This is a genomic window from Mycobacterium sp. IS-1590, assembly GCF_001500025.1.
GTDB lineage: Bacteria > Actinomycetota > Actinomycetes > Mycobacteriales > Mycobacteriaceae > Mycobacterium.
The window spans coordinates 238,192-250,044 of record NZ_LQIW01000012.1 but is presented as its reverse complement, the minus strand read 5'-3'; the positions used below and the strand labels follow the sequence as shown (position 1 = coordinate 250,044).

General features: G+C 68.9%; 11 protein-coding genes. 10 read left to right on the top strand and 1 reads right to left on the bottom strand.

Going from position 1 to position 11,853, the window contains the following annotated elements; genetic code table 11:
• Nucleotides 1-45: 45 nt before the first annotated feature.
• Nucleotides 46-720: a fasciclin domain-containing protein gene (locus AU197_RS10690; protein WP_064402613.1), complete on the bottom strand. Its 675-nt coding sequence runs from the start codon at nt 718-720 to the stop codon at nt 46-48.
• A gap of 172 nt (nt 721-892) precedes the next feature.
• Between AU197_RS10690 and dxr the strand changes: the two genes are divergently transcribed.
• The 10 genes from dxr (at nt 893) to AU197_RS10640 (ending at nt 11,841) form a co-directional block, all read left to right on the top strand.
• Nucleotides 893-2,089, top strand: a complete 1,197-nt coding sequence (dxr, locus tag AU197_RS10685) for a 1-deoxy-D-xylulose-5-phosphate reductoisomerase (RefSeq protein WP_064402612.1) — start codon at nt 893-895, stop codon at nt 2,087-2,089.
• Complete coding sequence (locus AU197_RS10680) at nt 2,086-3,309, top strand: M50 family metallopeptidase (RefSeq protein WP_064402611.1); 1,224 nt, start codon at nt 2,086-2,088, stop codon at nt 3,307-3,309. The genes dxr and AU197_RS10680 overlap by 4 nt, the downstream gene beginning before the upstream one ends.
• A 15-nt stretch (nt 3,310-3,324) precedes the next feature.
• Complete coding sequence (gene ispG / locus AU197_RS10675; protein WP_082696603.1) at nt 3,325-4,500, top strand: flavodoxin-dependent (E)-4-hydroxy-3-methylbut-2-enyl-diphosphate synthase; 1,176 nt, start codon at nt 3,325-3,327, stop codon at nt 4,498-4,500.
• Between the two features lie 54 nt (nt 4,501-4,554).
• Nucleotides 4,555-5,409 (top strand): GNAT family N-acetyltransferase, encoded by an 855-nt coding sequence (locus AU197_RS10670; RefSeq protein WP_064402607.1) that lies wholly within the window; start codon nt 4,555-4,557, stop codon nt 5,407-5,409.
• A gap of 35 nt (nt 5,410-5,444) precedes the next feature.
• Complete coding sequence (locus AU197_RS10665) at nt 5,445-6,101, top strand: GNAT family N-acetyltransferase (RefSeq protein ID WP_064402606.1); 657 nt, start codon at nt 5,445-5,447, stop codon at nt 6,099-6,101.
• Between the two features lie 222 nt (nt 6,102-6,323).
• On the top strand, nt 6,324-8,132 hold the full coding sequence (locus tag AU197_RS10660) for a penicillin-binding transpeptidase domain-containing protein (protein WP_064402604.1): 1,809 nt from the start codon (nt 6,324-6,326) through the stop codon (nt 8,130-8,132).
• A 32-nt stretch (nt 8,133-8,164) separates the two neighbouring features.
• The gene (locus AU197_RS10655) at nt 8,165-8,749 is read left to right on the top strand and encodes a DUF1707 SHOCT-like domain-containing protein (RefSeq protein ID WP_064402872.1); all 585 of its coding nucleotides are present in this window, start codon (nt 8,165-8,167) and stop codon (nt 8,747-8,749) included.
• 19 nt (nt 8,750-8,768) lie between these two features.
• Nucleotides 8,769-9,629 carry a type I methionyl aminopeptidase gene (gene map / locus AU197_RS10650; protein WP_064402602.1) on the top strand — a complete coding sequence of 287 codons (861 nt, stop codon included), beginning with the start codon at nt 8,769-8,771 and terminating at the stop codon, nt 9,627-9,629.
• A gap of 62 nt (nt 9,630-9,691) precedes the next feature.
• Nucleotides 9,692-11,179: a cobyric acid synthase gene (locus AU197_RS10645; protein ID WP_156434376.1), complete on the top strand. Its 1,488-nt coding sequence runs from the start codon at nt 9,692-9,694 to the stop codon at nt 11,177-11,179.
• Nucleotides 11,176-11,841, top strand: coding sequence for a hypothetical protein (locus AU197_RS10640; RefSeq protein WP_064402600.1), 666 nt, complete (start codon nt 11,176-11,178; stop codon nt 11,839-11,841). The genes AU197_RS10645 and AU197_RS10640 overlap by 4 nt, the downstream gene beginning before the upstream one ends.
• Nucleotides 11,842-11,853: the final 12 nt, after the last annotated feature.

The window sequence follows — 11,853 nt, the reverse complement described above, 5'->3', positions numbered from 1 at the left end:
CATGTGGAGTTCAAGCGATTCCGCGCCCGCTCGCGGTCGGTTGGCCTATGAGGCGGCCGGGGGCATCAGGACTGTGTCGATCATGTACACCGTCGCGTTGGCGGTCGACACCCCGCCACACACCAGGCCCGCGTCGTTGATCTTGAGACCGGCGCCCTCGCCGGTGACCGAGACGTCGGCGCCCTGGACGGTCTTGTGGTCGCCGGGGACCTGCGCCGGGCTGGCCTGACCGGGCACCACGTGATAGGTGAGGATGCTGGTCAGCAGTTCACTGTCGGTCTTGAGCGTCTCGATGGTCGCTGGATCGATCTTTCCGAAGGCCTCATCGGTCGGGGCGAAGACGGTGAACTCCCCGCCGTTGAGCGTGTCGACGAGGTTGACGTTCGGGTTGAGTTGCCCGGACAGCGCCTGCGTCAGGGTCGTGAGCATCGGGTTGTTCGACGCGGCGACGGTCACCGGGTCCTGCGCCATTCCGGCCACCGAGCCCGGGCCCGACGGCACCTGCTCGGCGTACGTCGCACAACCGTCGCCCACCAGGCCGCCGGCCGGGTTGATGGGCTGCTCCATCGGCGCGGGCGCGAGGCTGGTCGTCATCGAGGCCGTCTCGGGGTCTGCGGCGGGCGCCGCGGAGGTGGCGTCGTTCGAACACGCCGAGAGGGTCAGGATCGCGGCTGCGGCCACACCCGCTGCGGATACGGACTTGCCGAACTTGATCTTCATGCGTTGCTCCCTTGTCGTGGACGGATGGTTCCGTCCTCTGCTGGTGACACCGGAGATTCGGACCGGAGTGGTCAGGGGATGGATCCCGTCAGATTTGCGTCACGTTTTCCGGGCGAGTGGCCCGCGCCCGGCGGACTGACGAGCGTGCGCCGGTAGGCGGCACAATGGTTCGGTGAGTACTTCCGGCGAGGCCGAGCGCGGCGACGGGGCGTCAAGTCGGCGACGCGTCCTGATCCTCGGCAGCACGGGGTCGATCGGCACCCAGGCGCTCGACGTCATCGCCGCCAACCCCGACCGCTTCGAGGTCGTCGGCCTGGCCGCCGCCGGCGGTAACCCGGACCTGCTGGCGCGGCAGCGCGCCGCGACGGGTGTGACCAATATCGCGGTCGCCGACCAGGCCGCCGCCGCCCGCCTCGGTGACGTCACCTACACCGGACCCGACGCCGCCACCCAACTGATCGAGAACACCGAGGCCGACGTGGTGCTCAACGCGCTCGTCGGCGCGCTGGGGCTGCATCCGACGCTGGCCGCGCTGGCAACCGGCGCACGCCTGGCGCTGGCCAACAAGGAGTCGCTCGTCGCCGGTGGCCCCCTGGTGCTCAAGGCGGCCCGACCAGGCCAGATCGTGCCCGTTGACTCCGAACACTCGGCGATGGCGCAGTGCCTGCGCGGAGGCAGCCCCGCCGAGGTCGCCAAGATCGTGCTGACCGCATCGGGCGGTCCCTTCCGCGGGTGGAGCGCCGAACAGTTGGAGTCGGCCACGCCGGAGCAGGCCGGTGCCCACCCGACCTGGTCGATGGGGCCGATGAACACACTCAACTCGGCGTCGCTGGTCAACAAGGGGCTCGAGCTGATCGAGACGCACCTGCTGTTCGAAGTGCCCTACGACCGCATCGAGGTGGTCGTGCACCCGCAGTCGATCGTGCACTCGATGGTCACGTTCACCGACGGCTCCACGCTGGCTCAGGCCAGCCCGCCCGATATGAAGCTGCCGATCGCGCTGGCGCTCGGCTGGCCTGAACGGGTTCCGGCGGCCGCGCTGGCCTGCGACTTCACCACCGCGTCGACCTGGGATTTCGAACCGCTCGACGACGCGGTGTTCCCCGCCGTGGCGCTGGCCCGCCAGGCCGGCGAAGCGGGCGGCTGCCTGACAGCGGTCTACAACGCCGCCAACGAGGAGGCGGCCGCGGCGTTCCTCGACGGGCGTATCCGCTTCCCGGCGATCGTGCGCACCATCGAGGACGTGCTGCGCGCTGCCGACCAGTGGGCCGCCGAACCAGCTACCGTGGACGACGTACTTGACGCCCAGCAGTGGGCGCGTGACCGTGCCGCGCGCGCGGTCGAGCGGGAGGTAATCACCACCAGATGATGTGGCTCACCGGTGTCGTGCTGTTCGCACTGGCCATCTTGGTCTCGGTGGCTTTGCATGAATGCGGCCACATGTGGGTGGCGCGTGCCACCGGAATGAAGGTGCGCCGCTACTTCGTCGGGTTCGGTCCGACGCTGTGGGCGACCTGGCGGGCGAACAAGGTCGGCGATCGTACCGAGTACGGGGTCAAGGCGGTCCCACTCGGCGGGTTCTGCGACATCGCGGGCATGACCTCGGTGGAGGAACTCGCGCCCGATGAGCAGGACCGCGCGATGTACAAGCAGAAGACGTGGAAGCGCGTCGCGGTGCTGGCCGCGGGGCCGGGGATGAACTTCCTCATCGGCCTGGTCCTGATCTACGGCATCGCCGTGGTGTGGGGGCTGCCCAACCTGCACGCGCCGACCACCGCGATCGTCGGTGAGACGTCGTGCGTGAAAGCCGAAGTCAGCAGGGGTCAGCTCGGTGACTGCCTGGCGCCCTCGCCGGCTGCGGCCGCGGGCATCCAAGCCGGGGACACCGTGGTCAAGATCGGCGACACGCCCGTGGCGAACTTCGACGAGTTGGTATCCGCCGTGCGTGCGCTCGACGGTCCGACCGAGTTCACCGTGCAGCGCGACGGGAGCGAGTTCACCACTCTCGTCGATGTCGTACCCGCCCAGCGGTGGGTCGCCAAGGGCGAGGTCGCCGAACCGGTTCCGGTCGGCACGGTCGGCATCACCGCGGCGCAGTTCGGGCCCACGCAGTACAACGCGCTGTCGGCGGCGCCCGCGACGATCGCGTTCACCGGCGACCTCGCCGTGGAGATCGGCAAGTCGCTGGCCAAACTGCCGACCAAGATGGGCGCGTTGGTGCGCTCCATCGGCGGTGAGGAGCGCGATCCCGAGACCCCGATCAGCGTCGTGGGCGCCAGCATCATCGGCGGCGACGCCGTCGATCAGGGGCTGTGGGTCGCGTTCTGGTTCTTCCTGGCGCAGTTGAACTTCGTGCTCGGCGCGATCAATCTCGTGCCGCTGCTGCCGTTCGACGGCGGCCACATCGCGATCGCCTTCTACGAGAAGATCCGCAACACGATTCGGTCGGCCCGCGGCAAAGTGGCCGCGGCTCCGGTCAACTACCTGCGGCTGATGCCCGCCACGTACGTGATCCTCGTCGTGGTGGCCGGCTACATGCTGTTGACCGTGACCGCCGACTTCGTCAACCCCATCAGAATCTTTCAGTAAGCAGTAGGAGAAAAAATGGCCTCCGGCCAACAGATCGGGTCTCAACAAATAGGACTGGGAATGCCGACGCCCCCGGCGCCGGTTCTGGCGCCCCGGCGCAAAACCCGTCAGTTGATGGTCGGCGATGTCGGCATCGGCAGCGATCACCCGATTGCGGTGCAGTCCATGTGCACCACCAAGACCCACGACGTCAACTCGACGTTGCAGCAGATCGCCGAGTTGACGGCGTCGGGCTGCGACATCGTGCGGGTGGCGTGCCCGCGTCAGGAGGACGCCGACGCGCTCGCCGAGATCGCCAGGCACAGCCAGATTCCGGTGATCGCCGACATCCACTTCCAGCCGAAGTACATCTTCGCCGCCATCGACGCCGGTTGCGCCGCCGTACGCGTCAACCCCGGCAACATCAAGGAGTTCGACGGCCGCGTGGGCGAGGTCGCCAAGGCCGCAGGCGCGGCGGGCGTCCCGATCCGCATCGGTGTCAACGCGGGATCGCTGGACAAGCGCTTCATGGAGAAGTACGGCAAGGCCACGCCCGAGGCGCTGGTCGAGTCGGCGCTGTGGGAGGCGTCGCTGTTCGAGGAGCACGGCTTCGGCGACATCAAGATCAGCGTCAAGCACAGCGACCCCGTCGTGATGGTGGCCGCCTACGAACAACTCGCCGCGCAGTGCGACTACCCGCTGCATCTCGGCGTCACCGAGGCGGGCCCGGCGTTTCAGGGCACGATCAAGTCGGCGGTCGCGTTCGGTGCGTTGTTGTCCAAGGGCATCGGCGACACGATCCGCGTTTCGCTGTCGGCGCCGCCGGCCGAAGAGGTCAAGGTGGGTAACCAGATCCTCGAATCGCTGAACCTGCGCCCGCGGTCGCTGGAGATCGTGTCGTGCCCCTCGTGCGGGCGCGCCCAGGTCGACGTCTACTCGTTGGCCAACGAGGTCACCGCCGGGCTGGAGGGGATGGACGTTCCGCTGCGCGTGGCCGTGATGGGTTGTGTCGTCAACGGTCCCGGCGAGGCGCGCGAAGCCGACCTCGGGGTGGCCTCCGGCAACGGCAAGGGCCAGATCTTCGTCAAGGGTGAGGTCATCAAGACCGTCCCCGAAGCGCAGATCGTCGAGACCCTGATCGAAGAGGCCATGCGAATCGCGGAAGAGCGTGGAACAGATGCCAGCGGTTCGCCCGTCGTGACCGTAAGCTGAATGTGATCCCAAACACCGGGTAGCACCGTCCGGTGTCGGTTAGAAAGAGATCCCATGTCGGCACCGCCGCTGTTTCGTCACGTCGACGAACGACGGGTCTCGGTGGTGCGCGACGTCGGCGCCGTGATGCGGGTGCTCGACGAGGATCCGGTCGGCTCGTGCATGGTCGCCTGTCGGGTGGCCGAATACGGTGTGGAGCCGTCGGCGATCGGCGGCGAACTGTGGACGCGGCGCAGGCCCACCGAATCCTTGTGCTACGCCGGTGCGAACCTGATTCCGTTGCGCGGGGACATGATTGACCTGCATGCGTTCGCCGAGAAGGCGATGAGCACCGCGCGCCGCTGCTCGTCCCTGGTCGGGCGGGCCGAGCTGGTGCTGCCGATGTGGCGTCGCCTCGAGAACGCCTGGGGCGCCGCCCGCGACGTGCGCGAGCATCAGCCGCTGCTGGCGCTGAGCACGCCGCCGTCGTGCGCGACCGATCCCGCCGTGCGCCAGGTACGTGCCGACGAGCTCGACGCCTACCTCGTCGCCTCGATCGACATGTTCATCGGTGAGGTCGGCATCGACCCGCGCCTGGGCGACGGAGGCAGGGGATACCGCAGACGGGTCGCCGGCCTGATCGCCGCGGGCCGGGCCTGGGCCCGCTTCGAGCGCGGCGAGGTGGTGTTCAAGGCCGAGGTCGGTTCGCAGTCGCCGACGGTCGGGCAGATCCAGGGCGTGTGGGTGCACCCCGACTGGCGCGGGCACGGTCTGGGCACCGCGGGCACCGCCACGCTGGCCGAGGCGGTGGTCCGGTCCGGACGAACGGCGAGCCTGTACGTCAACGACTTCAACACCGTCGCGCGGGCCACCTATGACCGCGTCGGCTTCCATCAAGTGGGAACGTTCGCGACCGTTCTGCTGGACTGACCGTTCCGACCGCCGGACTGATTTACGCTCACGGCATGGCTGACGACGACCGCACAATCGCGCGCAGGGAGATCGCCGACACGATGGTGCGCGCCCTGGAACGGCGGCACGAACTGCTCGACGTCATCGTCGATTCCGAGGACTACGACGCCGCGATCGAGGCCATCGCGAGCATGCTTGGCGCATCGCCCACCGCCGCCGAGGCGGTGCTGCGGCTGTCGTTCGATCGGCTGACCAAGGTGTCGCGGCGCCGGATCGCCGCCGAACTCGAAGATCTCAACAACCAGCTCAGCTTCACGATGGGCGAGCCGGCACGTAACGCCGACAGCATGGCGCTGCGCCCGTTCCTGGCCGACACCGATCGCGACATCTTCGCCGCGCGCACCCAGGACGTGCGCGAAGCGGGCGACGGCTCGCGCGCCCCCGCGGGCGATCTCGACGACGAGATCCGCGCCGGCCTGCGACGCGTCGACGCGGAGGAGGCGGCTTGGCTGGTCGCGGTGCAGGGTTCCGAGAAGATCGGGATGGTGTTCGGCGACCTGGTCTCCGGTGAGGTCAACGTGCGGATCTGGATCCACCCCGACCACCGCAAGCAGGGCTACGGCACCGCGGCGCTGCGTAAGTCGCGCTCGGAGATGGCCGCCTACTTCCCGGGGGTGCCGCTGGTGGTGCGGGCACCGGCCGCGGGCTGACGTTCGGCGCCGGGCCGACGGCGGGCTGAGGCGCCGACCGGCGGCGGGCGCCAGGCGCGCCGACCGGCAGACGGCGCCAGGCGCCGATTCGCCCTTAACGGGTTGATCTCACGCGCCAGGTGCGTGCAATCAACCCGTTAAGCCGCCCAATCGGAGAACCGACTCGCAAAAATCGGTGCGCCTACCGGGATTGCAGGTCTCGACTTCGTAACATCTGCCCCAATGGCATCTTCAGTAACACGCATCATGAGCTTGGCCGCGGTCGGACTCCTGGTCGTCGGCCTCAACAGCGCCTGCACGCCCAAGCCCGCCGGGCCCGAGACCGCCGCCGAGAAGTTCTTCGCGGCGCTCGCGACCGGTGACACCGCGGGCGCGGCCGAGCTCAGCGACCGGCCCGCCGATGCGCGCGAAGACCTCAACGAGGCGTGGGCCGGGCTGCAGGCCACCCACCTGGACACCCAGATCCTGGCCTCCAAGTACGCGATGGACACCGGCAGCGTCACTTACCGCTACACGTGGCATCTGCCCAAGGACCGGACCTGGACCTACGACGGACAACTGAACATGGTCCGCGACGAGGGCCGCTGGATGGTGCGGTGGAGCGCCACCGGCCTGCACCCGCGCCTCGGCGAGAATCAGACCTTCGCGTTGCGCGCGGACGCCCCGCCCCGGGCGTCGGTGATCGAACGGGGCGGTACCGAGGTGCTGGTGCCGGGATACCTGTACAGCTACTCGCTGGACGCGCGGGCGGCCGACGGGTCGCTGATGCAGACCGCGCGGGCCGTCGTCGACGCATTGCGGCCCTTCGACAACACGCTCGACCCGCAGCGGCTCGCCGAGCAGGCCAGCTCGTCCAAACAGCCGCTGAACCTGATCACGCTGCGCAAGGCCGACCACGACCGGGTGGCCGCCGCGATCGGTGCGCAGCCCGGTGTGGTCATCACGCCGCTCGCCGAAATGCTGCCCACTGACGAGAAATTCGCGCCGGCGATCGTCGGCGAGGTCAAGAGGGCGGTCGCGGGCGAACTCGGCGGGGACGCGGGGTGGCGGGTGGTCACCGTCAACCAGAACGGCGTCGACGTCGACGTGCTCAACGAGGTGCCGGGTAAACCCGCACCCTCGATCCGGATCAGCCTGGACCGCTCGGTCCAGAACGCCGCGCAGAACGCGGTCAACTTCACCGGCAAGAAGGCGATGATCGTGGTGATCAAACCGTCGACCGGTGAGATTCTGGCCGTCGCGCAGAACGCGGCCGCCGACACCGAAGGCCTCATCGCCACCACCGGCCTGTATCCGCCGGGTTCGACGTTCAAGATGGTGACCGCGGGGGCGGCCATCGAACGCGACATGGCCACCCCCAACACGATGCTTCCGTGCCCCGGCACGATGGACATCGGCCACCGGACGGTGCCCAACTACGGCGGCTTCGACCTCGGCACCGTCCCGATGTCGCGGGCGTTCGCCAGTTCCTGCAACACCACCTTCGCCGAGTTGGCCAGCCGGATGCCGCCGCGCGGATTGACCATGGCCGCGGCCAAGTACGGCCTCGGCGCCGACTACGACATCCCCGGCCTGCGGACGGTGACCGGTTCCGTGCCGCCCACCGTCGACCTCGCCGAGCGCACCGAGGACGGCTTCGGTCAGGGCAAGGTGCTCGCCAGCCCGTTCGGTATGGCGTTGGCCGCGGCGACGGTGTCCGCCGGGAAAACGCCTGTCCCACAACTAATTCAGGGTAAGGAGACCGAGGTCGCCGAGAGTCCGGCGCCGATGGACCCGAAGATCGTCGAGGGGCTGCGGCCGATGATGCGGTTGGTGGTGACCAACGGCACCGCCGAGGATCTGCAGGGCGCGGGCGACGTCCGGGGCAAGACCGGTGAGGCGGAGTTCGCGGGCGGTTCGCACTCCTGGTTCGCCGGGTACCGCGGCGACATGGCGTTCGCGGCGATGATCGTCGGTGGCGGCTCATCGGAATACGCGGTGCGGATGCTCAAGGGCATGCTCGACGGGCTGCCACCGGACTACCTGGCCTGATCGGGTCTGGTCGCCGTACCGTGGAACGTGCGATGACCGAGATCAACCACGACGCCATGCGCGTCTCCGACGCCGACCGCAACGGCACGCTGCGGCGACTGCACAACGCCGTCGCGCTGGGCCTGATCGACATCGAGGAGTTCGAGGAGCGCTCGGCGGCGGTGGCCCGGGCGCGCCTGCACTCGGACCTGGACGCCCTGGTGGGCGACCTGCCCGGCCCGGGCGCGATCGTCACCTCCGCCGCCGACCGCGTCGAGCTGCGTGGCGTGTTGGGCTCCCTCAAGCGGCACGGCGAATGGACGGTGCCGAGCCGCCTGGCGCTGCACCGGCGGATGGGTTCGGTGGACCTTGACCTGACGCGGGCACGCTTCGCCGGGCCGATGGTCGTCATCGAGCTCGACCTGAAATTCGGCGGGCTCGAGCTGCGGCTTCCCGACGGAGCCAGCGCATCCATCGACGATGTCGAGGTCAACGTGGGCAGCGCCCGCGACCACCGCAGGGACGCGCCGGCCGAGGGCAATCCGCACGTGATCCTGACCGGCAAGGTGGTCTGCGGCTCGGTGGACATCCGTGGGCCGCGCCGGTCCCTGCGGTTCAGCCCGTTCGACCGCCGTTAGCCTCGTCTACCCTGTTGACATGCCCGTTCGTACCGCCCTCCGTCCCGGCGTGGTCTCATCGACGCTGCCGGTGCCCGCGTCGATCCCGCGGCCGGAGTATGCCTGGAAACAGACCGTCGACGAGGGCAGCGAGCCGTGGGTGCAGACGCCCGAGGTGATCGAGAAGATGCGCGTCGCAGGCAGGATCGCGGCGCGGGCGCTGGCCGAGGCGGGTAAAGCCGTCGCGCCCGGCGTCACGACCGATGAGCTGGACCGTATCGCCCACGAGTACATGATCGATCACGGCGCCTATCCGTCCACGCTCGGCTACAAGGGTTTTCCGAAGTCCTGCTGCACCTCGCTCAACGAGGTCATCTGCCACGGCATCCCCGACTCGACGGTCATCGAGGACGGCGACATCGTCAACATCGACGTGACCGCTTACATCGACGGTGTGCACGGCGACACCAACGCGACCTTCCTGGCCGGCGACGTCTCCGAGGAACACCGCCTGCTCGTCGAGCGGACGCGTGAAGCGACCATGCGCGCGATCAAGGCGGTCAAACCCGGACGCCAACTGTCCGTCGTCGGCAGGGTCATCGAGTCCTACGCGAACCGGTTCGGCTACAACGTGGTTCGCGACTTCACCGGCCACGGCATCGGCACCACGTTCCACAACGGCCTCGTGGTCCTGCATTACGACCAGCCCGCCGTGGAGACGGTGCTGGAACCGGGTATGACGTTCACCATCGAACCGATGATCAATCTCGGGGGCCTGGACTATGAGATCTGGGACGACGGTTGGACCGTCGTGACCACCGACAAGAAGTGGACCGCGCAGTTCGAGCACACGCTGGTGGTCACCGACGAGGGCGCCGAGATCCTGACAGTCGCCGACTAGGGCGCTGGACTGTGAATCCGACGACGCCCAGACACGGAATCCCGTCGCCTGATTCACAACCGGTGGCCGGCGCGCTTCTGGTGGCCGGCACCACCTCGGACGCCGGTAAGTCGATGGTGGTGGCCGGGCTGTGCCGGCTGTTGGCGCGCAAGGGTATTCGGGTCGCTCCGTTCAAGGCGCAGAACATGTCGAACAACTCCGCGGTCACCGCCGACGGCGGAGAGATCGGCCGCGCCCAGGCGATGCAGGCCCGCGCCGCCGGTCTGGCGCCGCACACGCGGTTCAACCCGATCCTGCTCAAACCCGGCAGCGACCGCACATCGCAGCTGGTGGTGCGCGGTCAGGTGGTCGACACCGTCAGCGCGCGCGACTACATCCACCACCGTGAGCGCCTGAGCACTGTGGTCGCAGGCGAACTCGAGCATCTGCGTTCGGAGTTCGACGCGGTCATCTGCGAGGGTGCCGGTTCCCCTGCCGAGATCAACCTGCGGGCAACCGATCTGGCGAACATGGGGTTGGCCCGCGCGGCAGATCTGCCCGTGATCGTCGTCGGCGACATCGACCGCGGCGGCGTGCTCGCGCACCTGTTCGGCACCGTCGCGGTGCTCGACCCCGAGGACCAGCGGTTGATCGCCGGATTCGTGGTCAACAAGTTCCGCGGTGACCCGTCGTTGCTCGCACCCGGCCTGGCGCAACTCGAGGAGCTGACCGGGCGGCCGACCTTCGGCGTCATCCCGTATGCCGACGGGTTGTGGCTCGACACCGAGGACTCCGTCTCAGTGGTGGCCCGCCGGGTGGTCGGCGAGCCGCAACCCCCGCGCGGTGGGCAGTGGCTGCGGGTGGCAGCCATCCGGCTGCCGCGCATCTCCAACTCGACGGACGTCGAGGCCCTCGCGTGCGAACCGGGCGTGCTCGTGCGCTGGGTGAGCGAACCCGCCGATCTCGTCGACGCCGACGTCGTCGTCGTGCCCGGCAGCAAGGCCACCGTCGCCGACCTGGATTGGCTGCGCCGCAGCGGACTTGCCGACGCGCTGAGCACACACGCCGCCCGCGGCCTGCCCGTGCTGGGGGTGTGCGGCGGCTTCCAGATGCTGTGCGCGCGCATCGACGATCCGGTCGAGTCCGGCGCCGGTGTCGTGCCGGGCCTGCATCTGCTGGACGCCGACGTCGTCTTCGCGCCCGAGAAAACCCTGCGCCGTCACCAAGAACCGTTGTCCGGCTACGAGATTCACCACGGTCAACTCGTCCGTTCGACCGAGGAGCAGTGGCTTCGCGTCGGCCTGCGGCGCGGGGCGGTGTACGGCACCCACTGGCACGGGGTGCTCGACAACGACGACGTGCGCCGCTCGTGGCTGGTCGAGGTCGCGCAGGCCGCCGGCCGTGACGGGTTCGTCGTGGCCGACGATGTCGATGTCAGTGCCCGGCGGGACGCGCAACTGGATCTGATGGCCGACCTGCTGACCAGCCACCTCGATGTGGACGCGGTGCTGACTCTGCTGGAGGACGGCGCCCCGGCCCGGCCCGACATCGTGACGGGACTGCGACGATGATCCGACGACTCGCGGCGGCGGCCGTGCTGACCGTGCTGATCTTGACCGGTTGCGCACACTCGATCGAGGGCTCGCCGACCTGGCCCGGCGCCCGCCTGGACCGAGCGCTGCTCACCGCGGCCGACTTCCCGGCCGGGGTGCAGTTCGACCGCGTCGTCCGCGAGCCCGGCCAGGGTGGCGACGGAGCAGGTGCCCCACCGGCGATGCTGTCCCGCCCGGCGGGCTGTTCGGAGGGACTCACCCGGGTGATCGCCGAGTCGGGGGAGCGCGGCCCGGGCAGCGCGGCGGAGTACGTCGTGGGATACGACGGCGCCCGCATGGTGCTGACCGTGCTGACATGGCGTCTGGATCTCGACAAGCTCGCGGTCACGGCCGAGCGGTGCTCGCACTTCGAGACGTTTTTCGATGAGTACTCGCCGGGCATCCCGATGACGACGACCAGGATGGATCCACCTCGCGCCGACTCGCTCGTCTACGAGCAGACCATGCAACTCGGCGGGGTGGACAACAGCGTCTACTTCACCTTCGAGAACATCGGGACCATGGCGGTGTACGGTGTCGCGTTCCCGACCCCGAATCCGACGATTCCGGTCAAAGCCACGCTGCCGCAGACCTTTCTGGACATCGCGGCCCAACAGGCCGAGCGCGTGGCTGCGCTCTGAACCGCCCGTTCA